24 protein-coding genes and 1 pseudogene are annotated in these 25,218 nt (G+C 61.3%); 5 read left to right on the top strand and 20 right to left on the bottom strand.

What is annotated here, in order from left to right; translation table 11 throughout:
• Positions 1 to 9: 9 nt before the first annotated feature.
• From E1N52_RS36605 to E1N52_RS36555, 11 genes are all read right to left on the bottom strand, one after another.
• Positions 10 to 1,074, bottom strand: coding sequence for a C45 family autoproteolytic acyltransferase/hydrolase (locus E1N52_RS36605; RefSeq protein WP_133189189.1), 1,065 nt, complete (start codon positions 1,072 to 1,074; stop codon positions 10 to 12).
• 221 nt (positions 1,075 to 1,295) lie between these two features.
• Entirely contained in the window at positions 1,296 to 2,156 is an 861-nt protein-coding gene (locus E1N52_RS36600) for a MurR/RpiR family transcriptional regulator (RefSeq protein ID WP_133189023.1), read from the bottom strand.
• A gap of 133 nt (positions 2,157 to 2,289) precedes the next feature.
• The gene (locus E1N52_RS36595; RefSeq protein ID WP_133189021.1) at positions 2,290 to 3,534 is read right to left on the bottom strand and encodes an acyl-CoA dehydrogenase family protein; all 1,245 of its coding nucleotides are present in this window, start codon (positions 3,532 to 3,534) and stop codon (positions 2,290 to 2,292) included.
• Positions 3,535 to 3,597: 63 nt separating this feature from the next.
• Positions 3,598 to 4,362, bottom strand: a complete 765-nt coding sequence (locus E1N52_RS36590) for an SDR family oxidoreductase (protein WP_133189019.1) — start codon at positions 4,360 to 4,362, stop codon at positions 3,598 to 3,600.
• A gap of 46 nt (positions 4,363 to 4,408) precedes the next feature.
• Positions 4,409 to 5,425 carry a phosphotransferase gene (locus tag E1N52_RS36585; RefSeq protein ID WP_133189017.1) on the bottom strand — a complete coding sequence of 339 codons (1,017 nt, stop codon included), beginning with the start codon at positions 5,423 to 5,425 and terminating at the stop codon, positions 4,409 to 4,411.
• A gap of 25 nt (positions 5,426 to 5,450) precedes the next feature.
• Positions 5,451 to 6,128, bottom strand: coding sequence for a histidine phosphatase family protein (locus E1N52_RS36580; protein WP_133189015.1), 678 nt, complete (start codon positions 6,126 to 6,128; stop codon positions 5,451 to 5,453).
• Positions 6,129 to 6,223: 95 nt separating this feature from the next.
• On the bottom strand, positions 6,224 to 7,123 hold the full coding sequence (locus tag E1N52_RS36575; protein ID WP_133189013.1) for a LysR family transcriptional regulator: 900 nt from the start codon (positions 7,121 to 7,123) through the stop codon (positions 6,224 to 6,226).
• 84 nt (positions 7,124 to 7,207) lie between these two features.
• On the bottom strand, positions 7,208 to 8,452 hold the full coding sequence (locus E1N52_RS36570) for a metal-dependent hydrolase family protein (protein ID WP_133189011.1): 1,245 nt from the start codon (positions 8,450 to 8,452) through the stop codon (positions 7,208 to 7,210).
• Positions 8,449 to 9,867: an MFS transporter gene (locus E1N52_RS36565; protein WP_133189009.1), complete on the bottom strand. Its 1,419-nt coding sequence runs from the start codon at positions 9,865 to 9,867 to the stop codon at positions 8,449 to 8,451. Before E1N52_RS36565 ends, E1N52_RS36570 begins: the two co-directional genes overlap by 4 nt.
• Before the next feature lie 221 nt (positions 9,868 to 10,088).
• Positions 10,089 to 10,535: a type II 3-dehydroquinate dehydratase gene (locus E1N52_RS36560; RefSeq protein ID WP_133189007.1), complete on the bottom strand. Its 447-nt coding sequence runs from the start codon at positions 10,533 to 10,535 to the stop codon at positions 10,089 to 10,091.
• Positions 10,536 to 10,539: 4 nt separating this feature from the next.
• Positions 10,540 to 11,823, bottom strand: coding sequence for an MFS transporter (locus E1N52_RS36555; RefSeq protein WP_133189187.1), 1,284 nt, complete (start codon positions 11,821 to 11,823; stop codon positions 10,540 to 10,542).
• 184 nt (positions 11,824 to 12,007) lie between these two features.
• Between E1N52_RS36555 and E1N52_RS36550 the strand changes: the two genes are divergently transcribed.
• The 3 genes from E1N52_RS36550 (at position 12,008) to E1N52_RS36535 (ending at position 15,159) form a co-directional block, all read left to right on the top strand.
• Positions 12,008 to 12,793, top strand: coding sequence for an IclR family transcriptional regulator (locus E1N52_RS36550; protein WP_133189005.1), 786 nt, complete (start codon positions 12,008 to 12,010; stop codon positions 12,791 to 12,793).
• A gap of 338 nt (positions 12,794 to 13,131) precedes the next feature.
• Positions 13,132 to 13,638 carry a GNAT family N-acetyltransferase gene (locus E1N52_RS36545; protein ID WP_133189003.1) on the top strand — a complete coding sequence of 169 codons (507 nt, stop codon included), beginning with the start codon at positions 13,132 to 13,134 and terminating at the stop codon, positions 13,636 to 13,638.
• Positions 13,639 to 14,442: 804 nt separating this feature from the next.
• The gene (locus E1N52_RS36535) at positions 14,443 to 15,159 is read left to right on the top strand and encodes a hypothetical protein (RefSeq protein WP_133189001.1); all 717 of its coding nucleotides are present in this window, start codon (positions 14,443 to 14,445) and stop codon (positions 15,157 to 15,159) included.
• Between the two features lie 306 nt (positions 15,160 to 15,465).
• Here the strand turns inward: E1N52_RS36535 and E1N52_RS36530 are convergent, their stop codons facing one another.
• The 3 genes from E1N52_RS36530 to E1N52_RS36520 are packed head-to-tail and all read right to left on the bottom strand — an operon-like array spanning position 15,466 to position 18,614.
• Positions 15,466 to 16,866, bottom strand: a complete 1,401-nt coding sequence (locus E1N52_RS36530) for an amino acid permease (protein WP_133188999.1) — start codon at positions 16,864 to 16,866, stop codon at positions 15,466 to 15,468.
• Positions 16,867 to 16,883: 17 nt separating this feature from the next.
• Entirely contained in the window at positions 16,884 to 17,255 is a 372-nt protein-coding gene (locus E1N52_RS36525; RefSeq protein ID WP_281282814.1) for a hypothetical protein, read from the bottom strand.
• 30 nt (positions 17,256 to 17,285) lie between these two features.
• The gene (locus E1N52_RS36520) at positions 17,286 to 18,614 is read right to left on the bottom strand and encodes an NAD(P)/FAD-dependent oxidoreductase (RefSeq protein WP_133188995.1); all 1,329 of its coding nucleotides are present in this window, start codon (positions 18,612 to 18,614) and stop codon (positions 17,286 to 17,288) included.
• Between the two features lie 96 nt (positions 18,615 to 18,710).
• Between E1N52_RS36520 and E1N52_RS36515 the strand changes: the two genes are divergently transcribed.
• Positions 18,711 to 19,481, top strand: a complete 771-nt coding sequence (locus tag E1N52_RS36515) for a TetR/AcrR family transcriptional regulator (RefSeq protein WP_246089377.1) — start codon at positions 18,711 to 18,713, stop codon at positions 19,479 to 19,481.
• 61 nt (positions 19,482 to 19,542) lie between these two features.
• On the opposite strand, the gene E1N52_RS36510 is transcribed toward E1N52_RS36515, so the two are convergent.
• The 6 genes and pseudogenes from E1N52_RS36510 to E1N52_RS36485 form a co-directional block, all read right to left on the bottom strand.
• Complete coding sequence (locus E1N52_RS36510; RefSeq protein WP_133188993.1) at positions 19,543 to 20,058, bottom strand: gamma-glutamylcyclotransferase family protein; 516 nt, start codon at positions 20,056 to 20,058, stop codon at positions 19,543 to 19,545.
• A gap of 83 nt (positions 20,059 to 20,141) precedes the next feature.
• Positions 20,142 to 20,768 carry a DUF429 domain-containing protein gene (locus E1N52_RS36505; RefSeq protein ID WP_133188991.1) on the bottom strand — a complete coding sequence of 209 codons (627 nt, stop codon included), beginning with the start codon at positions 20,766 to 20,768 and terminating at the stop codon, positions 20,142 to 20,144.
• A gap of 71 nt (positions 20,769 to 20,839) precedes the next feature.
• On the bottom strand, positions 20,840 to 21,622 hold the full coding sequence (locus E1N52_RS36500) for an H-NS family nucleoid-associated regulatory protein (RefSeq protein ID WP_133188989.1): 783 nt from the start codon (positions 21,620 to 21,622) through the stop codon (positions 20,840 to 20,842).
• Between the two features lie 478 nt (positions 21,623 to 22,100).
• Entirely contained in the window at positions 22,101 to 22,433 is a 333-nt protein-coding gene (locus tag E1N52_RS36495; RefSeq protein ID WP_133188987.1) for a carboxymuconolactone decarboxylase family protein, read from the bottom strand.
• A 12-nt stretch (positions 22,434 to 22,445) separates the two neighbouring features.
• Entirely contained in the window at positions 22,446 to 23,696 is a 1,251-nt protein-coding gene (locus E1N52_RS36490) for a MalY/PatB family protein (RefSeq protein WP_133188985.1), read from the bottom strand.
• 61 nt (positions 23,697 to 23,757) lie between these two features.
• Positions 23,758 to 24,921 (bottom strand): annotated as a pseudogene (locus tag E1N52_RS36485) (amino acid permease); the annotation flags it as partial.
• A gap of 136 nt (positions 24,922 to 25,057) precedes the next feature.
• Between E1N52_RS36485 and E1N52_RS36480 the strand changes: the two are divergent.
• A partial coding sequence (locus tag E1N52_RS36480) for a helix-turn-helix domain-containing protein (RefSeq protein ID WP_246089378.1) occupies positions 25,058 to 25,218 on the top strand: 161 nt, incomplete at its 3' end.

Genomic DNA, 25,218 nt, shown 5'->3' with positions numbered 1-25,218 from the left:
CGTGAATGATTACCGGGTCGCGCCGTCTGCATGACGCGCGTTCGAATCGACAAAAAGGCCGAGCACGCGCTCGCCGCCCTGCCAGACGTCGAACGCCACGCCGCGCGGCTCAACGCGCATGCAGGCAGTGGCGAGCGTGTTTTCGTCGTCGGGGTCGTGCGGGTCGTCGCGGAAGATCGGCAGGCCAGCGCCCGCGCGATCCTGCAGCACCTGCACGAAAGCCGCGCCGTCGGGCTGCTCGCCGAGCGCGGGCAACAGATCAGCAAGACGGGCCTGGCGATCGCGCGACGAATCGGTGACGATCTGCGCCTCGTGCTCGCAGCCCGTGTGGATGAGGTGATTCGCGTGCCCCGAGGGCGCGCGCACTTCGTGCACCGAAGCGCGCTGCGCCGTCGCTTCGACGCTAACCACACGCACCTCGCCCGCCTCGTCCGTCCCGCCGATCGTGTGGTGGAAGCCGCTCGCGCGCGGCGTGTCGCGCAGCAGCGCGAGGGCTTCATCCAGCGTCGCGCAATCGAGCACGGCGCGCGCCAGAATCATGCGCGGCACGCCTACGCGCGGCTCGCGGATGCGCACATTGTTGATCGCTTGCGCAAGACCCGCGCGCGTCGCCGCGAAGGTATGCCCCGGCAGCGAGCCAGGGTAGTAGAAGCTCACGAAGCCGGGCTTCCCTTCGGGTTCGACCTCGACCACACTGCAGCGGCCATGCAACCACGGGTCGCCGTCTTCGTTGTGCGCGATGAGACCTGCGCCCGGCGTGCGTGCCGCAAGCGTCGTGCAGCCGTCCGGCGCGTTGTGGATCAGCTCGCCGCGGCAATTCCAGAGGAACAGGTCGTCTGCGGACCAGTCGAGCGCCAGCGCCATTGCGTCGATTTCCGCGACATAGGCCGGGAAATGCTGTGCGGCTGCGGCGCGCAACTGCTGCGCGAACGCACTGCCGCGCCAGCGGCTCACCGCCTGCCAGGCGCTGCTTTGCGCCATGTAGTCGGCAAAGATCGGCTTCACGAGTGCGCCTAGCTGCCGGCCGATCGCCTCGGGCGAGCCGGTCACGCGGAATGTCTTGAGTTCCTGCATCAGTGTTCTACCTTCGCTACCGGTATGGGTCTTCCATGGGGCATCCACGGGTCTTCCTATACTGCGCTTTATACGCCTCAACAACATCTGTTGTCAATTTTAATATCGATTACAACAAATGAAATGGACACGAATGAAGCAACGCTGGATGCCGTCTCACAACGGCATCCAGCAGCGGGGAAACAAGCGCGAAATAGCGTGGATATGCCGGAGCTGCGCGCTCAGGGCACGTAGGCGCCGCGCGCGTTCAGGGAACGCTCGGCCTGTTCGAGCTGCGCGATCGCGCCCGAGCCTTCGAGCGCAAGCAGATGGGCGACGAGCGATTCGGCTAACGCCGTCGCCGCCACGAGCGAAGGGAAAAACGACGGGCTTTCGTGCGTGAAGATCAGCGCCTTGTCGGCGTTCAGCGCAATGGGCGAGACTGCGCTGTCGGTAATCGCGATCAGGCGGCTGCCTTTGGCGAGCGCGGCCTCGGCCACGCGCACCGCCTCGACCGAATACGGTGCGAAGCTGACAACAATCGTTGCGCTGTCGCGCTCGATGCCGAGCAACTGCATCTCGAGCGTCCCCGCCTCGCCGCCCAGCAAGGAAACCGAAGGCCGGAACAGGCGGTAACCGTAAACGAGCCCGAACGCCACCGCATAGCACGAGCGAAAGCCCGCCACGTGCACATGCTTCGCGCGGCGCAATACGCGCGCCGCCTCGACCATCGAACGGGTGTTGTGCGCGGCGCTCGCCTCCAGATTGTGCTGTTGCGCCACGAGCAGGTCGCGCGCAAGGCCGTCCTTCGTGTTGCTCGCCACGAGCGAGCGAGCCCGCGAGGAAAGCGGCTCCGGCCGCGTGCGTACGCGCGCGACGAACAGGTCGCGCAACTCGTTCCAGCCCGGAAAGCCCAGTTGCTGGGAAAGCCGCACGAGCGAAGCCGGCTGCACGCGGGCGCGCTCGGCCACCTTGCGCATGGACGAGACGGCCACTTCGTCGGGATGGTCGAGCAGGAACGCAGCGCCGGTCTGGAACTGAGGGCTCAAGTCGGAGAAACGCGCGCGGATCAGCGCGGCGAGCTGGTCGAAACTGTCTGGCATGCGTCGCTCGGGCAGTGGGTGACAACAAATGTTACCACTCGTGTTGCCAGATGTTGCAAGTCGGGCCAGATCTCGCCAAAAGGCGGACGACGGACGTCGCCCGCGCAATCACGTCAAGGTACGCCTGCGTCCCCTACACCGTTGGCGCCAGATAGGGATTGTCGCGGCCCGGCTCGTGCGGCCGTGCCTTGATCTCCATGCGCGCAATGCTCTGGAGATGCACCTCGTCCGGGCCATCGGCGAACTTCAATGCACGCCCCCACGTCCAGCTATCCGCGAGCGGCGTATCGGGGCTCAGACCCATCGCGCCGAATGTCTGGATCGCCCGCTCGCACACGGCGGTGTGCACGCCCGGCACGAGCGCCTTGATCATCGCGATTTCCTTGCGCGCTTCCTTCGCGCCCACGTTGTCGATCATCCACGCGGCCTTCAGCACGAAGAGCCGCGCCTGATCGATTTCGATACGCGACTTCGCGATCCATTCGCCAACGGAGCCATGCTGATAAAGCTTCTTGCCGAACGCCGTGCGCGCCTGCGAGCGCTCGATCATCAGTTCGAGCGCCAGTTCAGCGGCGCCGATCGAACGCATGCAATGGTGAATGCGACCCGGTCCAAGACGCGCCTGGGCGAGCGCGAAGCCGCTGCCTTCTTCGCCGAGAAGATTCGAACGCGGCACGCGCACACCCTTGAATTCGATTTCGCAGTGGCCTTCCGGCGCCGTGTGATTGACCACCGTGATATTGCGGATGATCTTCACGCCCGGCGTGTCGCGCGGCACGAGAATCATGCTTTGCTGACCATGCGCAGGCGCGTCCGGATCGGTTTTGCCCATGACGATGAACAACTGGCAATTCGGGTGCGCCGCGTTCGTGATGAACCATTTGCGGCCGTCGATGACATAGTCGTCGCCATCGAGTCGAATCGACGTGGTGATATTGGTCGCGTCCGAAGAGGCCACCGCGGGCTCCGTCATCGCAAACGCCGAGCGGATCTTGCCGTCGAGCAGCGGCTCGAGCCACTTCTTGCGTTGCGCCGGCGTGGCGAACATGTGGAGCAGTTCCATGTTGCCCGTGTCCGGCGCATTGCAGTTGAATACTTCGGATGCCCAGGAAACGCGCCCCATGATCTCCGCAAGCGGGGCGTACTCGAGGTTGCTCAGCCGCGTACCCGGCTCGTCGTCGCGCAGATGCGGCAGGAACAGGTTCCAGAGGCCCTCCGCGCGCGCCTTTTCCTTCAACTCCTCCATGAACGAAACGGGATACTGCCCCGCACTCACCTCTTCGTGCCATTGGTGGATGCGCGGCACGATATGCGTGTCCATGAACGCGCGCACCTGCGTGCGCAGCGCTTCGACTTTCGGGCTATATGCGAAGTCCATCTTGCTCTTCCTTGAATCCAGTTGAATGTCGTGCGACGCCGACGACGCGCGCCGCTCCCATCGTCAAATCGTCTGGCCGCCGTCCACGACGATGCACTCGCCGTTGGTGTAGCTCGCCGCATCGGAGACGAGATAAAGCACCGTGCCGGCCATCTCGCGAGGTTCTGCGTGGCGGCGCAGCGGAATCTTCGTCATCCAGCTTTCGTACAGGGCCTGGTCTGCGAACAACGCCCCGGCGAATTTTGTTTTGGTGAGGCCCGGCAGCAAGGCGTTCACGCGGATGCCGAGCGGGCCGCACTCCTTGGCGAACGCCCGCGTCATGTTGACCACGGCTGCCTTCGTGATCGAGTAGATGCCCTGCTTGTCGCCGGGCTGCAGCGCATTGACGGAGGCCGTGTTGACGATCGCGCCGCCGCCGTGCTCGCGCATCAGCTTGCCCGCCTCGACCGACATGAAGAAGTAGCCGCGCAAGTTGACCTCCACCGTCTTCTCGAAGGACGAAATATCGGTGTCGAGAATGTGGCCGAAATAAGGATTCGCCGCCGCGTTGTTCACGAGTATGTCCAGCCGTCCATGCTTCGAGCGGATGTGCTGGAACACGCCTTGAATGTCGTCGAGTCGCCCCACGTGGCACGGATACGCTTCGGCACTGCCGCCCGCCTCCCTGATGCCGCGCGCCACGCTCTCGCAGTCATCGAGCTTGCGGCTCGACACGATCACATGGGCGCCCTGTTCGGCGAGCAGCTTCGCAATCTCTTCGCCAATGCCCCGGCTCGCGCCCGTAACCAATGCAATCTTGCCAGTCAGATCGAACAAATTAGTAGTCACAACTGTCTCCTCAATGTATTTGCATGTATGCGTCAAACACCGGCTGTCAAATGACGCCGACGCCCATCCTCGCCAGCGCACCCGCCATCTCGCCGACCTGGCGCGCCTTTTCGTGCGATGCGTTGCCGCCTAGCGCGCGCTTTTTCACGCCCTGCGCAATGGCGGCGAACCGGAAGAAGCTGAACGCGAGGTAAAAATTCCAGTTTTCGATCGATGCAATGCCCCTCAAGCGGCAATACCGCTCGACGATCGCGGCCTCGTCCGGCACGCCAAGCGCAGCCCTGTCGAGCCCCGCGAGACCACCGATATGTCCATTGGGCGGAAGCCGCAAGCACATACAGAAATATGCGAGGTCGGCGAGCGGATTACCGAGCGTGGAAAGTTCCCAGTCGAGCACGGCGCGAACTTTCGGCGTGCCACGGTGGAAGATCAGGTTGTCGATGCGAAAGTCGCCGTGCACGAGCGAAGGCTTGCCCGCTTCGACCGGACAATGCGCCGGCAGCCAGCCGATCAGCGCTTGCATGGCCTCGAGTTCGTCGGTCTGCGCTGCGCGATACTGCCTCGTCCACAGGTCGATCTGGCGAGAGAAGTAGTTGCCCGCGCGGCCGTAGTCGGCCAGACCGACCTCCTCGACATCCACGTCGTGCAGAGACGCCATCGTGCCGATCAGCGCGTCGTAGATGGCACCGCGCTCGCCAAAAGACAACGCGGGCAAAGAGGGATCCCAGTTAATTTCGCCCTCTTCAAAGCTCATCACGTAGAACAGGCTGCCGATCACCTCACGGTCCTCGCACAGGTGCAAGGCTCGCGCAACGGGAACCGGCGTGTTGCCAAGCGCGCTCAGCACGCGGAATTCGCGGTCCACGGCATGCGCGGACTTGAGCAACTCGCCCGGTGGCTGGCGCCGCAGCACATAGCGGCCGCTCTGCGCATCGAGAAGAAACGTGGGGTTCGACTGTCCGCCAGCGAACTTCTCGACGGACATGGGTCCCTGAAAACCGGGCACGTGGGCGGCCAGATAGCGCGTGAGTGTTTCCACGTCGAACTGGAGGCTTGCATTCATGATGGAGCGGGAAACCGGATTCGAATCAGCCATAGGTGATGAGTTCGCGCCTCTCGGCCTGTTCGAGATGCGGCAAGGTGTTGAAGGTGACCAGCGACATGGCGCTGTCGTTGAAGACGTACTGGCTCACGCTGCTGTTGCGGATCTGCATGTTGAGCGCGATTGCGGCGGCCGCAGGTGCCTGCAGAACCTGCTGGGCGAAGACGGCAATCGGGCCGCCCGAGCTCACGACCAGAACGCGCCTGCCGCCCGAGCGCTGAATGGCGAGACGCGCACGCTCGATGCGCGCCTGGAACTGCGCCCAGGTCTCGGGAACGCGCCCGGGCAATTTATCCTCGGACCAAAGCTGCAAGACCTGCTTGAGCCCCTTGAAGAAGACCTTCATCGAGCTTTCGGCCGCGTGACCAGGCGCCAGACCGCTCTCTGCGAGAGCGGAAAACAGGGCGTGAAAATCGTACTCGTTCAGATCCGCGTCCTGCACGATCTCCGCGGGCTTGCTGCTGCCCATTGCGGTTAGCAGGGCATCGGCGGTTTGCGCGTGGCGGCGCATCGTGCCGATGACCACGCGATCGAAAGTCAGGCCAGACTGCGCGTAGTATTCGCCCAGCCAGCGCGACTGGGCGCAGCCGGAAGATGAAAGCTCGTCGTAGCTCTCAGCGCCGAAAGACGCCTGCCCGTGCCGTACCAGGTAGAGTTCCGCCATGCCGACCTCGTCTGAACATGACTGAAACGATACCGGGGCGCGGAGTATTCAGGAAATTTATTCTCGTGATACCGCGTCATAACGAATCGTGACACCTAGGGGGTCTGCTTGCGCATCAGACGGCCTATCTGCTCGCGCAGCCAGCGATGAGCCGGGTCCGCCGTGACGCTGCGATGCCAGTAACCATGCGTCTCGAGATCGGGAATATCGAACGGCAGCGCCAAGATGCGCGCGTCGTAGCGCTTGAGCAAACTGAGCGGTGCGGTCAGGACGAGATCAGTGCGCATCGCGATCAGGGGCGCGACGAGATAGTGCTGGACGCGGGTCTGGATGGTGCGCCTGAGTCCCAGCTTGTTGAGTTCGGTATCGACAAGACCGGGTCCCTGCCGGCGGCTGGACACATGGATATGGCCGAAGCGCAGATAGTCGTCGATCGTGAGCTTCTTCTTCGCGAAGGGGTGATCCTTGCGCGCCATGCACGCGTGACGGTCGCGGCTCAGCGGCGCCTGTTCGAGGTACGGGTCGTCGATGAGGGGCGCGTCGATCGCGAGATGGACCGCGCCGCTCGCGAGCGCTTCGGGGACGTCGCGGCGCGTCGTGAAGTAGCTTTCGATGCGTATGCCGGGCGCGAGACGTTGTAGCACCTCTTCCAGCGCGGGCAGCAGCAATGCCTCGGACAGGTCGTTCATGCTGAGCCGGAACGTTCGCTGCGACGAAGCCGGATCGAAGCGTTCGCCCGCATGGGTGCTCGAATCGAGCAACTGCAGCGCCTCGCGCACCCGGCCAATGATGTTCTCGGAGACGGGCGTGGGCATCATGCCGGCCTGCGTGCTCACGAACAGCGGATCGTCGAATGCCTTGCGCATGCGCGCGAGCGCGTTGCTCACGGCGGGCTGCGTGATGAAAAGCATCTCAGCCGCACGCGTGAGGTTGCGCGTTCGATAGACGGCTTCGAACACGACGAAGAGATTCAGATCGACTTTGGATGGGCGCATGGCCCCGAGCCTAACCGGCCCGTCGCAATGCCGTCAATCGAGGGCGTGTGCCACCCCGCCGCGCCGTAGACGGCGTATCCCCGTTCAATGCAACTCGTTGAACTCGACGTGTCCGCCCTTCATCACCAGCGGAATGTGATCCCCCTGGCCGCCGAGGCAGGCCAGGTCGCGCAGCGGATCGCCATCGACCACCAGCACGTCGGCACAGGCGCCAGGCGCGAGGCGTCCCAGCTTGCCCGTCATGCCGAGGATTTCGGCGCCGATGGTGGTGGCGCTGCTGATGATCTCGGCGGGCGTCAGGACTTGTGCGCGAATCGTGAACTCGTCGCTTTGCATGCGATGCGACGGGCCGAGCAGATCGCTGCCGAAGCCCATCTTGACCCCGGCGCGCTTGAAAATTTCCAGCGACTTCAGCCCGGCCTCGCGCACGATGTCGATCTTGGCCGCGCTCTCGGGGGGCAAGCCGTAGCGCACGCCCTCAAGATGCAACGCTTCGTAGGCCACCAGCGTCGGCACCGCGTACGCGCCGTGCTCGGCCATGAGTGCGGCGGTCGGCGCGTCGATCAGATTGCCGTGCTCGATGGTGCGCACACCGCAGCGCACCGCACGCTGCATCGATTCGGGCGTATAGGCGTGCGCCATCACGTAGGTGCCGCGCCCCTGGGCTTCGGCGACGACCGCGCGGATCTCGTCCTCCGAGTAACCGAGCGCGCCGACCGGGTCGGTCGGCGACGCAACGCCGCCCGAGGCCATGATCTTGATCTGGTCGGCGCCCATCTGCAGTTCTTCCCGCACTGCCCGGCGCAACGCATCGACGCCGTCGACGACCCGGCTCAAGGCCCCGACGCGCACGCAGCAATTACACGGCGCATCGCCGACGATGAAGTCCGAGCGCGCACGCACGTCGCCGTGGCCGCCGGTCTGGCTGAGCGCTCGCCCGGCAATGAACAGGCGCGGCCCCTGCGCGAGGCCCATTTCGATCGATTGCTTCAGCGCGAGGCCGGCACCGCCCGCATCGCGCACTGTCGTGAACCCGCGCCGCAAAATGCCGCGCATGATCGGCACCGCCTTGAGCGTGACGAATACGTTGGGCATTCTTGCCTGGCTCGGCAGGTCGAACTGCGTCGCGACCATGTGCGCGTGCAGGTCGATCAAGCCCGGCATGATGGTCTTGCCTGCGAGATCGATGACCTGCGCGTCGTGCACGTCAATCGGCTGTGTCGACACTTCCTTGATCGTGTCGCCCTCCACGAGCAGATTGTGGCCCGGCTGCAATGCGCCTTGCAGCGGATCGAGCAATGCGCCGTTCTTGAACAGGATGCGGTTCATACGTTTCTCCTCCGATTGTCTCGCGCGAACTCGCCATGCGCCGACTGTGAGCGTTTCATGCGCATGGCGGCAATTTCTTCGAGCGATCGGCCGCGCGTGGGTACGCCCATGATCAGAACAGCGAGCGCACCGATGATCAGCACCAGCGTCGTGGCGCCGAAGACTCCGCCGAAACCGAGACGCGGATAGAGATAGCCAACCAGGATGGGCGCGGCGATCGCGCCAAGGCGCCCGATTGCCGAAGCGACGCCCATGCCGGTCGCGCGAACGTCAGTTGGGAACACTTCGGGCGTGAAAGCGTAGACGCCGGCGTAAGTCCCGTTCATGAAGAACGACAGCAGGAAGCCCGACGCCAGGATTTCGGCATTGCCATGGGTGAGCGCGAGCCCCAGCGCGGAGAGCCCGCCAAGGGCCATGTAGCTCGCGATGGTGGCCTGGCGGCCGATCTTTTCATTGAGCCACGCGCCCGAAAAGTAACCGGGGATTTGTGCGAGGTACATGACGAGCGAATACGAAAAGCTGCGCGTGATGGTCATGCCGCTTTGCACCAGCAAGCCGGGAATCCACGTAAAGAATGCGTAGTAGCTGAACGTGATCGACAGCCACATCAGCCAGGCCATCGCGGTAATGCTCGCCAGTTCGCGCGACCAGAGCGCCTTGAGGTTGCCGAGCGGCGTGCCGCGCCCCACGGTTGCCGGGGCGGCCGGCTCGTGCGCTTGCAGCGGCTCGAGCTGCAAGCCGTTGGCGCGCACCTCCGCTTCCATTTTGTCGACGATCGCCTCGGCTTCGACGGTTCTGCCGCGCGTATCGAGCCAGCGCGGAGACTCCGGCAGCGCACGCCGCCACCACAGCAGCATGACGACGGGGAGCGCGGTGATGACCGAGACGACGCGCCAGGCATCGGGTGCCAGCGGGATCACCAGATAACCGAGCACCGCGGCCGCGACGAAGCCGAACGAAAAGAACGCCGCCAGACTGCCGGTGAACGTGCCGCGATACTTGCGCGCCACGAACTCGGAGAGAAACGGCGCCACGATGGCGCTTTCGGCGCCGGTGCCGACACCGGCGATGATGCGCATCGCCATGAAGAACGGCCAATCCTGCGCCACGGCGCTAATGAGCGAAGCGATGCAGTAGATGATCAGCGCCCACACCATGACCTTGCGCCGCCCGATCACGTCGCCGAGGATACCGGCGATCGCAGCACCGAAGAAATACCCAATGAAGGTGCCGCTGCCGAGCACGCCGGTCTGTACGCTGCTCAGATGCCACTGCGTGCGCAGCACCGGCAGCATGAAGGCCAGCACAGCGGCATCCATCGCATCGAACACGTATCCCAGTCCTCCCAGCCACAACAATCGCCGATGAAAGCTCGAATACGGCATGCGTTCTATGCGTGCTGGAATCGTCGACATGGCTTGCCTCCAGAAGGGGGAGTGGCGTGGCGCCGGGCAATGTCAGGCGAGTATAGGGAGCCGAAATGGACGCGTCTTGACAGCAAACCGCACCGAACATGCGGATTCCGGCATAGCAGCACAACGCTGCACTTGATGAATCGACAACGGTCAGGCGTATGGCACCAGGGCGATCCCTAAGCCATCGAGGAGCCCGCGTAGCCCCTATATAGAGGACCGGCTCACGTCTCGTTGCCCCACAGATCGTCAATCGCGCGGATCGCCAGCAAGTACCCGTTTGCGCCAGCCCCGCAAATTACCGCGGTAGCCGCCACCGAAATCGTCGAGTGACGATATTCCTCCGAGCGTTGGTGGATGTTGGTGATATGCAATTCCACAACGGTCCGGCGGATGAGCTTGACCGCGTCGAGCACCGGAATCCGACCGAACGAAAAGCCGGCCGGATTGATGATCAGCGCTGCGTCTTGCAGGAACGCCTCCTGGATCCAGTCGACCAACTCGCTTTCGCTGTTCGTTTGACGAAACACGCAGTCGAACTTGAGGGCGTCGGCCAGCGTGAGGCAGTTCTGTTCGATGTCCTTAAGGGTGGTGCTGCCGTAAAGATGAGGTTCCCTCACGCCCAGCATGTTCAGGTTGGAGCCATTGAGGATGTAGAGTTTGCGAGTCATGGTGTCAATGAGCAGAAGTGCGTTCCAGGGCCGTGTCTTTGGTTTCCCGGGATATTGCGATCATCAGGAAGGAGATCAGGTTCAGCGAGCCGCAAACCGCTACGATGGCCCACGGGGAACCGTGAAAGGCATTGAGCAGCGCCACGGCGACGATCGGCATCGGGCCGCCGGTGAGCAGGTTGGCTCCCGAATACGACAGTGCGGACCCCGTGTAGCGCGCCTCGGTCGGGAATGACTCGGCGAACCAGACCGGCTGGATGCCGCTCTGGAACTGTGTGAAGCCGAGGAAGGCGCCCATCACGGCCATCGTCATGGCGATTGAGTTCTGGTTGAGGATCGGAAAGTAAATCAGGCAGCAGATTAGTGTGCAAAACGAACCGATCATCAGCGCGCGCTTGCGTCCGATCCGATCGCTCAGATAGCCGCCCGCCAGCGCGCCCACGATAGCGCAGACATTCGCAACCATCAGCAGCATGAAACCGGTCTGCCTGGGTACGCCGAGGTGTTTCGTCAGGTAGCTCAGCGAGAAAACCACGATCAGATAAAACAACGCGGCCGGGCCACAGAAGAACAGCGTCAGGCGAAGCGCGGTGCGCCAGTGATATTTGAAGACGGTGCCGAGCGGATTGGCCGCGCGTGTCGGTGCGCCAGTCTTCTTGAGCGCCTCGAAGGCCGGTGTCTCGCTAACCTTTCTGCGGATGTAAATGCCCAGCAGCACCAGAACAAAGCTCGCGAGAAACGGGACGCGCCATCCCCAGGCATCGAAGTCGTCCGACGAAAGCAACGCGGCCAGCGTGAAGAGCGAGAAGTTGGCGAGAATCTGGCTCAGTGGCGAGCAAATGCCGAGCAGGCCCGAATACCAGCCACGCCGGTTAGCAGACGCGTGCTCGACCGCCATCAGTTGCGCGCCCGTCGATTCGCCACCGAGCGCGAAGCCCTGAATGATGCGCAGCGACACCAGCAACGTCGGCGCGAGGATGCCAACCTGGCCGTAGGTGGGCAGCACGCCCATCAGGAAGGACGACGCGCCCATCACCGACACGGTGATCAGCATCAGTTTGCGACGTCCCCAACGGTCACCGAGCATTCCGCAGATCACCGCGCCGAGCGGGCGGGCGGCCAACCCTGCCCAGAAGCTTGCCAGTGACGCGAGCAGCGAGGCGGTGGGGTCGAGCGACGGGAAAAACAGCTTGGGAAAGATCGTCGCCGCGACCACGCCATACAGCGCGAAGTCGAACCATTCGAGCGCTGTGCCGACGGTTGCCCCAGCTACTGCCCGACGCGCCATCAAGTGAGCCTGCGCAGACCGCCCTTCTGCAGCAAGGTCCGAATCAGCGAAAAATGACATGGTGTCTCCTGAATTCTTGATTTGGTGAAACGTTCGTTTCTGGTGACGAACAGGTGCTATTGTTTGCGCTGCCGAGGCGGGGCGTTCCACACCGGAATTGCATTTCATATTATGGAAGCGAAAGATGTCGCTTAGAAACGGCCTGAGAATTCTCGATCTGCTGGCGTCGCAAGGCGAAGGTGCAGGCCTCGTGGCCATTGCCGATGCCTTGTCCCTGCCGCGCAGCACGTGCCACCGCCTGCTCACCGAACTCGTTGAAGGCGGGTATGTCAGGCAACTGGCCGATCACAGCCGCTACATCCTGACCATGCGCATGACGTCGAACGGACTCGAATTCCTGAGCCTCACGGGCATCGCAGATATCGCCCAGCCGATCATCGAACGCGTCGCGGCACAGACCGGCGAACTTGCGCGGTTGTCGCTGGTGGATGGCGAAGCGATCATCTGGGTTGGGAAGGCGGACGGACAGCGCACCGGCTTCCGCTACGACCCCGACATGGGCCAGGCAGCACGACTTTCATGCACGTCGACCGGACACGCATGGCTCATGACGATGACCGATGAACGGGCAGCCGAGCTAGTCTTGAAGCAAGGCTTCGGACAACCAAATGAGTTCGGACCCAATGCGCCGACGACGTTGAAAGCGCTGTTGGGTTTCGTCCATGCCGCGCGCGTGCGAGGCTACGCGATGATCGACGAGGTGTTCGCCCCGCGGATGTCGGCAGTGGCGACGCCCGTAGTGAGCGGCTCGCGCTGCGTCGGCGTCATCAGCCTGGCCGGTCCTCGGGTACGACTGACGACTGAGAAAATTCACGAGTACTCTGGACTGCTACGCGAGGCGGCCAATGAGCTTGCCCAGTTGAGCAATATGGCGGGATTTCCACGTCGGCCGCCACTCGGGAAGGGATGAGGACTCGGAGTTCAGTCGACTTTAGTGAAATATCTAAAGTCGCACTGAAATGCAACCGTAATACAGCCAGGCACTCGCTTTGATACGTCCAACGATGAGCGCGAGTTTGCCGCAGTAGTGGACCTTTAATCGGATCCCTGCTGCTGATCGGCTTGCGCCGGGCGTGTCAGGCGTCATCGACACTCCGGGAGCAGCCGTTCAGTCGCCCTCTCAAGTTTCACGCTCAGTTGCCGTAGAGCGAGAGTGATCGCCCTATGTTCGGGTACGGACGGAGTGTCCGACGTATCCGGGGAAAGCTGCAATGTTAGAAGGGAGAACCCCGACTCCCGAGAATCCTTATGGCCACAGTGTCGAGCCCTGTTCTCATTCGCCCGACCGCGGAAGAAGACTGGCAAATCTTGAAGACGGTCCTCCTTTCCGCGCTGCTTGACAGCCCAACGGCGTTCGGCCTGCGTTACGCCACCGCTGCCGCGTATAGCGAGCAGCAATGGCGCGAATGCGCTTCAGGTCAGACGCAACCGCAATATCTGGTAGCCATGGTGCAAGGGCAAGCAGTCGGTCTTATCGGCGACGCGATAAGCCGCTCGCATGAATACAACCTGATTGCCATGTGGGTTCACTCGAAGTGCCGAGGCTTGGGAATTGCAAGTCGCCTGGTCAACGCAATCCAGACGCGCGCGATCGAACGCGGACAGCGGAAAGTCGTGTTGAAAGTCTCGCCAGACAACACCCGCGCGGTAGGTCTCTATCGCCGACATGGTTTCCAGTTCTTGCCCGAACGAGAAGCGCTGGCTAATCAGCCCGATATCAGCGTGCAGAAAATGGAATGGAAGTGCGTTGACTGAGTGTCATAGCGACTTCTCCCTCTGAAGGTTTGAGCGACCGCTTCCGGCTCGCTTGATTCGCCGCTTCGGGTGGCCGCATGCCTTTTTCATGACAGCGTAGGCAGGAGATCCTCCAACGTTACCGGGACGGTAGTCTCCCCGCTGAGGAAGACACCTACCTCCCACAGCCCATCGCACAATCAAAGCCACGCGCCTTGCCCGGAGAGCCCTGCCCACGCACTGGACACTGGCAGAGTCCGGCGACGAAGGATTCGGTGTACGTCGAGGCGGGCGACCCCATGCCCGGGCCTCAGAGCACGTCGTGGGGTATGGTCATCTGGGAATATTGCGATCCGCAGCCGCGCAACTAAAGTGAGTTCTCACGGGGTGTCGCAGTCGCGGCATCGCACATTCGGCGCGAGGCTCGCGATCTGTTTCTTCACACGCATCGTATGCCCCGCGCCGAGAGCGCATAACCAATTGACGCTGGCTAGCCGGCGATGACTATGTGCTGTCAGCCACTGTGCTTTGAAGGCGGATGACTCTTGATCCGGAGGGCAGCATTGATTGATCTCGCTCCGCTTCTCTTCAAATTCAGCGACTTGGGCCGCAGGGATCTTCCCGCAATTGTGGACACGCGGACTTGTCCATCATTACGACCAAAGCAGCCAGGACCAATTCGGTGAGCTTCATGGAATAACATCGCGTGGAGAATTGTTCTGGTTAAGTAGCCCGGTAGTAGCGGGGGCTATCGGAAAGCTACCACACCAATCGCCTTACCGGATGAGGAAGCGTATCCATTTCATCTTTGGTCGGAGACTAAGCATGAATCCACAGCAATATAGGCAGTTTCTTGCCGATCCGGCGGCCTTGCTCAACAGTCTGGGAAACGTACGTCAGATCCGGCTCGAAAGCAATATGACGCGGGAGATCCCGAACAGCGTTTCCCGAACGGTTCAAAACCCTGGCGCGGTTCCTTTGCATTACCAATATTCCGCAGCTCGCGTAACACCAGTCACACTCCGCTATGACGACACCGGGATTTCGGCTACATCGGCGGTGTGGATCAGCCGTAATCAGCCGAACGGCATATATCAGCGGGATCGTGCTTATTATCTGCAGTGGGCGCCTGATTGCGCCTATGCGGTCGATCTGGGTTTCGATGCGCAGTTGTTTTTCACTGCCGAACTTACCGGTTGCGGAATCATGGTCTTTAAGGCACCAAGTAAGACAATCGTAGTTCATCACAACGTCCAGGTCCCACCTGTTCCTCAAACCTTTATGCAGTGGGTCTTTGAAAGCGCCGCAGCGCGGCAACGGCGCGAAGCCGCTCACGTTTCTGATGTTCGGACACAGACTCTGCTAAACCTGGCGCAGGATATTGTTGCTTCACATCCGGGCATCACCGGTGGCACGCTATTGAGCGCGCAGCAGTACGGCGACCGGGCACGCGTATTCGGTATCAAGCGTGGTGGTCAATGGCGGCTGTACGTCAACTATCCCTCCGGCGGTAACTATCGAACCGACTTGCTATATCAGTGAGTGCCGGAAAAGGTGAATGCTCTACTGGATTTGTTGGTCGGAAAGCTAATTAGTCGGACCATGTTCGAGCTTCACTTACGCCGGATCGAGGTGGAAATTCTGAAAACAGCCAAGGCCTGCTACGGCCCCCACACAATGGCTGTCCGAAGCTAGCCACCGGCGTTGACCCGTAGCGTTCATGTCAAATCAGAAGCCGTCAACGCCCTGGTGGCATCATAGGCAGAGGGCGCAAACAACACGAGCGTACGATATTTTTTGTATTTCGCAGCAAACGCCGAACCTAGCGCATCTTTTCGAGCGGCAAGATCAGAACGAAGCCACGACGAGTTCGGTGTGACGGCCCCGAACGCATCGGTATGCGAAATACACAACGCCGATCCATACGGGAATCGCAAACGCGGAAGCCCGTATGCCCGGCGTCAACAGCATGACGCCGATGATCAATGCCATGAACGCGAGGCAAAGATAATTCGTGGCGGGCGCAAACGGCGCCAAAAAGCCGGACTTCGCGTCACTCGTCATGCGCACCTTGCGAAAGCGCAGATGCGTCACGATGATAGTGACCCACGTGATGACGAGTGCGGCCACGATCAGCGACATCAAGATTTCGATCACGCTCGCCGGCGCTACGTAGTTCAGCACGATGCACAGCCCCGTAAAGACGGCGGGATAGACGATCGCGCGCACGGGCACGCCACGGCGATTCACCCGCATCAACGACTTAGGCGCGTTGCCTTCGCTTGCCATGCCGTAAAGCAACCGGCTGTTGCAATACACCATGCTGTTATAGACAGACAGCGTCGCGGTCAGAATCACAAAGTTGAGAACGTTTGCCGCCAGGTTTGCGCCGATGCCTGAAAACACGAGCACGAACGGGCTGTTACTGTAGATGCCGCCACCCGACTTAAGTTGAGCGAGCAAATGGTCCCACGGTGACAGCATGAGCAGCACCGCCATCGAACCGATGTAGAACACCAGCACGCGGAAGATCAACTGGTTGATCGCCCGTGGTATGACCTGACGCGGCTTGTCGGCTTCCGCTGCGGTGAAGCCAAGCATTTCGACGCCACCGAACGAAAACATGATGAACGCCATCGCCATCACCAGACCGGAAACCCCGTGCGGGAAGAACCCGCCGTGCGACCAGAGATTGCTGACCGACTGCCCCCGGTGACCCGGGCTCGCAATCATGTAGATGCCCACCACGATCATCGCGATCACCGCGACGATCTTGATCAGCGCGAACCAGAACTCGACCTCACCGTAAATCTTCACGTTGATGAAGTTCACGCCGTTGATAATGACGAAGAAGACGAGCGCGGTGACCCATGTCGGAATGCCCGGCCACCAGAACTGGACGAACTTGCCAACTGCAGTCAGTTCGAGCATGCCGACAAGCACATACAGCGCGACACAATTCCAGCCCGAGAGAAAGCCCGCGAAGCGCGAACCGTAGCGATTTGCGAAGTAGCTGAACGAACCGGCGATCGGTTCCTCGACCAGCATCTCGCCGAGAAAACGCATGATAAGAAATGCCACCAGTCCGCCGATTGCGTAGCCGAGCAGCATTGAGGGTCCGGCAAGCTCGAGGACGCCGGCGGAGCCCAAAAAGAGGCCGGTGCCGATCGTGCCGCCGAGCGCGATCAGCTGGATGTGCCGGTTCCGGAGCTTGCGCTCGAGGTGTCCGTGGGTGGAATTGGTTTGCATGGCGTTCTCCCGACGTCTCAGTTGGTCACGAAGAACAGCTTTGCGTGCGTGCCGAAGTATTTGACCGTGGCCCCCTTGCAAAGCTCAATCACGTCGCCGGGACGACCTTCAACTCGCGCGCCGTCGCTCGCCTCGACGCCGAAGACACCTTCCAGCACGAGAATGACTTCATCGTAGGTCAGGGTCTTCGGTTCGCACAGCGCTTCGTGCCAACGGCCGAAACCGCAGGGCAGCTTCGCACCCTCCTTGTCCGAAATCGCCCACGCGATCTCGGCCACGCCATCGGCGACGCCACCGCGATTTTCGTTGCGGATCGCTTCGCCCTTGATCAGTCGTACTGATTGCATAGCCTCGTCTCCTTGTCTCTGTCGATATGAGTGTTGCGTAATGAGGAAGCAGCGACGGTAGCGGCGCTCGCGCTACCGTTCGAGTCTGCCGGATGCGCGCTCGCGCATCAGCGCGAAATGCACGCCGATGTCGCGCAGCGGCCGCGGCGGGATATAGCTCGCCGTGCCTTGGGCCAGAAAGTCGTCAGCGAGTTCGCCGCGTCGGCCGAGCGCAAGCTCCGTGATCAGCATCCCTGCCGCGGTGTGGCGCACGATGCCAGCGCCGTTGCAGCAGGCCGCAGCGAAGACGTTCTCGCTGACCTGGCCAAAAGCGGGTGCATGGTTGCGCGAGACGGCAAGCCATCCCATCCAGAAGTGTTCGATTTCGAGCTTGCCGCCAAGATGGCCGAAGCGCCGAGTGAGCAGCTTGCGATGCGTGGCCCGCGCGGCCTCGCGCCGCGCCTCGTTCGTGCTCAGCGTCGGGGAATATTCGAAGCCTTCACGGATCAACAGGCGCTTGTCGGCGGTGAGCCTCAGCGTCGAACCCGCCACGCCATGCGCGGGCGTGATTCCCCAACTGGCGTCCGTGCCGAGCTTCACCTGCTGGTCAGGTGTGAGCGGTTTCGTGAGGCTCGCAAAGAGGAGAACCGGCACCTGCCGGTCGCGGAAAACGCCAAACGACTGTGAAAAGGCGTTCACTGCCAGAATGAGCTTGCCGTAGCGAATCCGGCCACCCTTCGTGCGAACGTAGCGCTGAGGACCGTCAAACTCGACCTCCACGACGGGCGAATTCTCGAACAGCTCGACTTGCGCTGGCAGGTTGTCTGCGAGGCCGCGTACGAGCGCCGCGGGATTCATGAGGCAGGTTCCCGGTGTGTAAATGGCGCTGTGGTAGTAGCGCGTGCCGAGCCGGTCACCCAATGCGCTGCGCGAAAGCGGTTCGAACGCTTCGCCCCAGGCGCACAGATTCTCGGCATAGGTCTCGAGCACTTTTTCGGCAACGCCCGGGCTCACGGCTGCATGGTAGCGCCCGCTGCGTTGCCAGTCGCAGGCGATCCGGTGCTGAACGATAAGCCGCTCCAGTTCCGCGATCGCGAAACGCCCCACCCGGATGGCGCGGCGGCCCTGTTCGACCATCGCAGGCGAAGTCGAAGGCGCATGCGGCAAGTCGATGGCGAACCCGGAGTTGCGCCCCGAGGCGTTTTCGCCAACCTCGCCGCCCTCGACCACGGCTATCGAATCGTCGGGCCGAAGCTCGGCCAGCCGGCGTGCGGCCGCGAGACCGGCGTAGCCGCCGCCGATTACCACCCAGTCGAAGTCGTGCTCACCCGCGAGCGGCAGTCGTGGAGTGCGCGGCGGGAGCAACGTGCTCCAGCCGTTTGTGTGGTCATCGTTGGGCAGGCGGTCGATGAAGCGCGGCATGTCAAATCCGTGTGACTTGAGAAGCGCCGCGAAGCTGCGGCGGACACCCGAACTATATAACAACAATAATTTATTATTGTTAGTGTTTGTACCTGGATGAAATTCGGGCTGGAACGCAACCGACGGTTCCCCATCGAACAAGAAGTATTTATTATTGTTTTACATATGACGACCGACGTGACATCCATGGCAACCACCAGCCCGCGTACGCGCGCACGGACTCCGCAAAGCGAGCGCATCGAGACCACCCAGCGCAAGATCATCGAATCTGCGCAACGCCTTTTGCGCGAAGAAGGTTTCAAGAGCGCGACCCTGCAGGCCATTGCGCGCGGCGCCAATGTTTCGCTCGGTGCCCTGCAGCACCACTTCGAAAGTCGCGATGCGCTGATTGAACGCCTGGTCGACGAAGCCATGGCGCCTCTGGGTGACCAGGGCGGCGTGTGGCCGGATCCGGCGCTTCCGCTGCGCGAACGCGCCGAACGCTTCGTGCATCACGCATGGAAGGAAATATTCGGCGCGCAGAGTTACCTGACGGCGTGGAGCCTGTTCTTCGGCTGCAAGGCAACGCCATCGATCTTCAGCCGCATCGATGCAAAGCGCGCTTTTGAAGACGAGCAGTTCTTCTCGAGATTCATGGAGACGTTCCCCGAACTCCACGCGCATCATCCGTATCCAAAGGGATTTACTGCGTCGGTGTTCGCTACTCTTCGTGGTTTTGGGGTGTTTGAACTCTTCGACGTGTCGTCCAGAGAAAAGCACGAGGAGCTAGAGGCGCTCATCGAATCCATCGTGCGAGCCTGCTCCATGCCCGCAAACGCGCCGGCGGAACCGGAGCGTCAGCGTAAAAAGGCCGCTGCGCGAAGATAGCCCCAACTCTCGATGCGAAACGGCGGCCCAGAAACGAATTCAACCGAATCGATCCGGTTAATCACATCGCCGAGTAAGCCCGAAGCTCCATCGCGGTTCGCATCGAATCCGGATCGTCGATGGAGACGACCGCTTCGATGGCACGCACGTAATCTTCAGGCAAGTGCGCCTCCTTCGCGCCCACCAATACATGCTGCTTGTACCAGTGGTATGGCTGAAGACCAGGCTGTTTTTTTGTAGCGACGTAGGTCAGTGCATACATTCCGCCATTGACGGTCTCAACCCGGAGACTCAAAGGCTCGTACCCCTTACCTGCTCCTTCGAACGTGTTGAGCGCCTCCCGTTCGCGATGCACCACCGAGAAAATGACGCCGTAGACTCTGTCACCGGTGTTTCCCGTGTGCTCACAATCGCACTTGCCCGAGCCGTCCTTTTTGCTCAGTTTGTCGAACGCGAGTTTGTAGCCAGTCACGAACCCCGTGGTGACAACCTTCGCGGACGGCAGCCTCGCGACGAGGCGTCGTACCGACATGTTGGAGCCGTACGCGAAATAGGAAAATTCGTTGCTCGAGTCCATAGCTGTTATTGCCCTCGTGACAACTGCGGCGCAACAAGATACGCGCGACCCGCTCCGAATCACAATAACATCTGGAAGTGCTACTACGGAATCGGCACATGAATGTAGCCGCCTTCCACGTTGCCGTATGCGTAGGTGCGCCCTTCAACCAGATATCTCGCGCTCAGCGCACACAGCGCGGCATCGAAGTCGTCAATCGATTTCAAGCCTGAGATGTCGATCTTCGCGTTTTCCAGTACTTCGGGTCGTTGGCGGCGTTTCTCTTTCGCAGACGTTCCCTCCTGGCCCCGCAGAGCACAGGTCACAGCATGGGGAAACGTTTCGAAGCTAACACGCCCACCCTGGAAATCGCGAGCTGTCAGCAGCGGGAAGGCAGACGAAAAGGCCTGGTAAATGGCTTCTCCGTTGAACATCCACCGGTAGAAGTGACCCGGATTTTCATCCGCCCGCTTTCGAGTTGGTGTGGCGAAGGAAAAGATGCGTTGACGCGCAAGTTCCCTTTCCGCACGCCGCCCTTCGCCTTCGACACCCCATTGGCAAGGAGCGTCGATCCCGACGGCCTGGACGCCGTACTCAAGGCACGCTTGCAGCATCTCCTGCGGGGTTTTCGTATCGACTGGCCGAAAAGCTCGACTGCCTTCCAGAATGACTAGATGGCAGCCCTTCTTGTCACCGCCTACGTCAATGCCAGCAACCGTCTTAGTGTTCAAGCGGTCCCCGCCACGAGTAACAAGCGCTGAACCGGGCTGGAAGCAAGCTTCCGGAGCCCGGTGTGCGTCACTTAGGCTGCAGCGGCCGTGCTCGCAACTTCCGTGGCTGCCGCAGGCGCGGCAACTTCGACAGGCGCCGTCGATTTCACGACCAGCTTCGGCGCACGGGCTTTTCGAACGACAGGCGATTTTGCCGCCGCGCCGTTCTTCGATGCAGCTTTGCGCGCCGGCGACGCAGTCGACTTCGCAGATACCTTCTTGACAGCAGCCTTACCCGTTGCAGCGTTCTTTTTAGCCGTGTTCTTTTTGGCAGCGGCCTTCTTCGCTGCCGGCGCCTTGGCCGTCTTCGCTGCAGGCTCGGCCTTTTCAATCAGGAACTTCGACCGGTCCTTCGCGCCGGCGAGCCACGCCGGTGCGGTGCCGCGACCGGACCAGGTCGCGCCGGTCTTCGGGTCGCGATACTTCGGCGGCTGCGGTCCGCGCACATAGTTACCTGCCTTAGGCGCCTTCACGGCAGCAGCCGATTTCGGCGCCGCACCTGCAATCAGGAACTTGCTTCGGTCCTTGGCATTTGCAATCCACGCCGGTGCACGACCATGGCCGGTCCAGGTCGCGCCCGTTTTGGGATCGAGATATTTCGCAGCCGACGCGCCCTGCTTCGCCGCAACGGTCGTTCCCGGTTTGCGGCCGCGCCGCTTGCCGACGAAAGCCTCAATGTCGGCGATCGTCACTGCATGCTTGTCCATCAGACCGCGAATCTTCTCGAGCACCGCCGACGATTTCGTTGACGCCAGCGATTCTGCTTGAGCCTGCAGCTTTGCGATTCGTGCCTGAATCGATTGGAGCGTAGCCATTCGTGGTATTCCTTTAACAAGTTAGTTTTTCGCACTATGCCACATCGGACGACGAATACAACATTTGGTGTCGAATTAGTTTGCGCTGGGCACTGAAAAACATTACTGTCTATTTCGAAGCCGGTAAGTTGTCTGACTATCGACAAGGACGCTTCATCACGTTTTTTCGCTGCTCCACTTCAATCCAGCGCGTTCTTACTTGTTATCCGAAATCGGGTGCGTCCAAGAATTGACCTAAGAATACCAACAGGCTCCGCGCGATACCTGGCACGACACTACGTCTTTTTTTGCTGAAGGAAGTTAGCGGCACGGCCGGGAACATGCGGCAAGACACTGTAAAAACGTACAGTGATTTGCGTGACCGATGGGGATAATGAAGGCCGCACGACTCGCGCCCGGCGCCATTCTCCTACCTTCGCGGCAATGCACGTCCCACCGCCTGCAACCAGGATTGCCGCAGGTAATTTTCCGTTACTAATCAGGCTTTACTGAAGGCGTCCAACGTGCGCGCAGAATAGACCAGCGCAGCACCGGCATTCAGGTTGATGGCAACGCCAAGCGCTTCCGAAAGTTCTTCCACTGCCGCGCCCGCCTTCTTCGCCTCACTCGCGTGGAACGCAATGCATCCATCACAGCGCGTGGTCACGGCGACGGCAAGAGAGATCAGCTCGCGGGTCTTCGCGTCGAGATGATTCGTCTTCTCCCCTGCTTGACCGAGTGACGCGATGCCTTTCATGGTTTCCGGGGCAAGTTTGGAGAATTCGCGCAGTCGAAGCGTGAGTTGCTCGCGATACTCGTTCCAGTCGTTCATGGATTTCCTTTGTTACGAGAGTTGATGGGAGGGGTGACTACTACTGATGTTTCGGCATTCGTGAAAGCCAACGATCGCATCGCGTATCTTTTCCAGCGACCGCTGCACCTGCGCTCGCGGGCATGCGAGATTGAGCCGGAGCCGGCAATCGCCGTTTTCGACGAACATCTCGCCGCCTTCGAGGATGACGCCGGCCTTTTCCAGAAAGAACCGTGTCAGGTTGACCGACTCGTCGAAATAGGCCCGCAGGTCGACCCAAGCGAGATAGGTGGCATCGGGAATGCGGAACCTCGCCTTCGGCAAGTGTTCGTTCAGAAACTGTTGGGTCCACGCGAAGTTGTCGTCCAGATACGAGCGCAACGCGTCCAGCCACCGCGCGCCGTTCCGATACGCGCCAGTGGCGGCAGCTAGACTGAGCGGGTTCACGAACGGGTAGTGGCGCCGTTTCCATTCCGCACGCAATACGGGGTCGGGGATGATCACGGTCGCGATCATCATCCCCGCCAGATTGAAAGTCTTGCTGACGGCCATGCAGGTGATGACGTCCTTGCTGCCCGGGAACAACCTGGCCAACGGCGTGTGCCGGCTTCCGGTTCTGAGCAGATCGCAATGAATCTCGTCGGAAACGATCTTGACGCCGTTGGCGATACAGAGCTCGCCCATGCCGCGCAGTTCGTCGTCCGTCCAGACCTGGCCGGTCGGGTTGTGCGGATGGCAAAGGAAAAAGAGCTTCACGGCCGGATCGCTGACTTTTGCTTCGAAGTCGGCGAAGTCGACTGTGTAGCGCCCATCCTCGGACGCGAGCAGGCGCGACGTTATGAATTCGCGATCGCGCTGCACCGTCGCGTGCTTGAAGTACCCGTAGGCCGGCGTCAGGCTGAGCACCTTGTCGCCGGGCTGGCAAATATATTCGACGAGCCCGAAGAGCGCGGGTATCACGCCCAGCGCGACCAGCATGTCCTCTCGGGCGAAACGCCAGTCGTAGCGCTCGACACACCAGGCATGGAAAACCTGATAGAGCTGATCGTCGAAGTTCATCGTGTAGCCGAAGACCGGGTGCTTCAGGCGCTCGGCGATCGCATCGATTGCCGCATCCGGTGCGGCGAACTGCATGTCCGCCACCCACATCGAGATCAATTCTTCCCTCGGCACCTCGAGCGCGGGCACGGGCGCATCGACGCCGAACAAATAGTTTTCGAACCCGTCCTCCGCAAGAGCGTTGGTGCCGCGGCGGGAAATCAAACGATCAAAGTCGTAACTCATAGGCGTTCAGTCATTCAGTCAAAAAGCGGACCGGGCCGAGACCCTCGGCCATGTCCCGAAGTCAGTTGAGGAGCGAGCGCTGGCGCGCGTACGTGAAATACACGACGAGCCCAATTGCGAGCCAGACGAGAAACGCGATCCAGGTCGTGGCTTGAAGGAACACGGTCAGCGTCACGCAGAATGCGATCGCGAGCAGAGGCACTATCGGCACGGCTGGGCAGCGGAAGGCGCGCGGCAGATCGGGGCGCGTTTTTCGCAGGACGATAACGGCGACGGAAATCAGGCTGAACGCCGCCAGCGTTCCGATGTTGATGAGTTCGGTCAGCACATTGAGCGGCACCACGGCCGCGACCAGACCAAACAGGATGCCGACGATCCAGGTCGCGATAAACGGCGTGCCGAAACTGGCATGAACGTTCGACAGTTTCTTCGGCAACAGGCCGTCGCGCGACATCGCGAAGACGATGCGCGTTTGACCATAGGTCATCACGAGAATGACAGTGGTCATGCCGAGAATCGCGCCGAGATCGACAAAGCCCGCAACCCAGTTCTCGCCTGCGTATTGAAGGGCAAGCGATACCGGGTGGTCGACGCCGAGGAATTTCTGGTAAGGAACGATGCCGGTCAGAATCGCCGACACCACAACGTACAACACCGCGCAAACGGCCAGCGAACCGATGATGCCGATTGGCAGGTCGCGTGCCGGCCGCTTCACTTCCTCGGCGGCGGACGTGACCGCGTCGAATCCGATGAAGGCGAAGAATACGAGTGCCGCTGCGCTGAACACGCCCGAATAACCGAAGGGCGTGAACGGATGCCAGTTCACCGGTTGAACATGGCGGACACCGACCAGAATGAACAGCAACACGACACCGATCTTCAACCCGACCATCACGTTGTTGAGCCGGGCCGATTCGCGCACGCCAAACGACAGCAGTGCTGTCAACACCAGCATGACGAGGAACGCGGGAAGGTTGAACCATGTCTGGACGCCGGGAATGGCGCCCGGCGCCGCCGACAACGCTGCGGGCAGATGGAGGCCAAACCCGCCGATGAGCGACTGAAAGTAGCCCGACCACCCCACCGACACCGCGGAACTCGCAAGACCGTATTCGAGCATCAGGTCCCAACCGATCATCCACGCGACCAGTTCGCCCATCGTGGCGTAGCTGTAGGTGTAGATCGAACCGGCCACCGGCACCGACGACGCGAACTCCGCATAGCACCCCGATGGGCGGGCAAATTCCCCCACCTGTGGGCACCTCAAAATCCCCCACCTAGAGACACGCGGAGCATGATGCTGGCGCGGTCTGGCAGGACGTTACCTTGCACCCCTCGAATGAAGAAGAGGGGTTGTTGGAGTGAATGTCTTGAAGCCGCATCTGCAAACAACCATCGCCACGCTCGTCGCAGCGGGCAAACGTCAGCGGGAGATCGCCCGGATTACGGGCGTTGACCGGAAGACGATCCGTAAGTACCAGGAGCAATTCGCGGCGGCGCAGGCAAATTCCCCCACGGTGCC

It is taken from the genome of Paraburkholderia guartelaensis, assembly GCF_004353905.1.
GTDB lineage: Bacteria > Pseudomonadota > Gammaproteobacteria > Burkholderiales > Burkholderiaceae > Paraburkholderia > Paraburkholderia guartelaensis.
The sequence above is the reverse complement of the archived record's forward strand: the minus strand, read 5'-3'. Positions and strand labels throughout refer to the sequence as shown.

Coding starts and splice junctions, on each gene's coding strand:
- E1N52_RS36585 (WP_133189017.1), bottom strand. CDS start 5,425: ATGAATGCAAGCCTCCAGTTCGACGTGGAAACACTCACGCGCTATCTG.
- E1N52_RS36565 (WP_133189009.1), bottom strand. CDS start 9,867: ATGTCGACGATTCCAGCACGCATAGAACGCATGCCGTATTCGAGCTTT.
- E1N52_RS36500 (WP_133188989.1), bottom strand. CDS start 21,622: ATGGCTACGCTCCAATCGATTCAGGCACGAATCGCAAAGCTGCAGGCT.
- E1N52_RS36510 (WP_133188993.1), bottom strand. CDS start 20,058: ATGGACTCGAGCAACGAATTTTCCTATTTCGCGTACGGCTCCAACATG.
- E1N52_RS36595 (WP_133189021.1), bottom strand. CDS start 3,534: ATGGACTTCGCATATAGCCCGAAAGTCGAAGCGCTGCGCACGCAGGTG.
- E1N52_RS36570 (WP_133189011.1), bottom strand. CDS start 8,452: ATGAACCGCATCCTGTTCAAGAACGGCGCATTGCTCGATCCGCTGCAA.
- E1N52_RS36495 (WP_133188987.1), bottom strand. CDS start 22,433: ATGAACGACTGGAACGAGTATCGCGAGCAACTCACGCTTCGACTGCGC.
- E1N52_RS36535 (WP_133189001.1), top strand. CDS start 14,443: ATGAATCCACAGCAATATAGGCAGTTTCTTGCCGATCCGGCGGCCTTG.
- E1N52_RS36555 (WP_133189187.1), bottom strand. CDS start 11,823: ATGGCGCGTCGGGCAGTAGCTGGGGCAACCGTCGGCACAGCGCTCGAA.
- E1N52_RS36580 (WP_133189015.1), bottom strand. CDS start 6,128: ATGGCGGAACTCTACCTGGTACGGCACGGGCAGGCGTCTTTCGGCGCT.
- E1N52_RS36530 (WP_133188999.1), bottom strand. CDS start 16,866: ATGCAAACCAATTCCACCCACGGACACCTCGAGCGCAAGCTCCGGAAC.
- E1N52_RS36515 (WP_246089377.1), top strand. CDS start 18,711: ATGAAATTCGGGCTGGAACGCAACCGACGGTTCCCCATCGAACAAGAA.
- E1N52_RS36575 (WP_133189013.1), bottom strand. CDS start 7,123: ATGCGCCCATCCAAAGTCGATCTGAATCTCTTCGTCGTGTTCGAAGCC.
- E1N52_RS36605 (WP_133189189.1), bottom strand. CDS start 1,074: ATGCAGGAACTCAAGACATTCCGCGTGACCGGCTCGCCCGAGGCGATC.
- E1N52_RS36550 (WP_133189005.1), top strand. CDS start 12,008: ATGTCGCTTAGAAACGGCCTGAGAATTCTCGATCTGCTGGCGTCGCAA.
- E1N52_RS36560 (WP_133189007.1), bottom strand. CDS start 10,535: ATGACTCGCAAACTCTACATCCTCAATGGCTCCAACCTGAACATGCTG.
- E1N52_RS36600 (WP_133189023.1), bottom strand. CDS start 2,156: ATGCCAGACAGTTTCGACCAGCTCGCCGCGCTGATCCGCGCGCGTTTC.
- E1N52_RS36545 (WP_133189003.1), top strand. CDS start 13,132: ATGGCCACAGTGTCGAGCCCTGTTCTCATTCGCCCGACCGCGGAAGAA.
- E1N52_RS36520 (WP_133188995.1), bottom strand. CDS start 18,614: ATGCCGCGCTTCATCGACCGCCTGCCCAACGATGACCACACAAACGGC.
- E1N52_RS36490 (WP_133188985.1), bottom strand. CDS start 23,696: ATGAGTTACGACTTTGATCGTTTGATTTCCCGCCGCGGCACCAACGCT.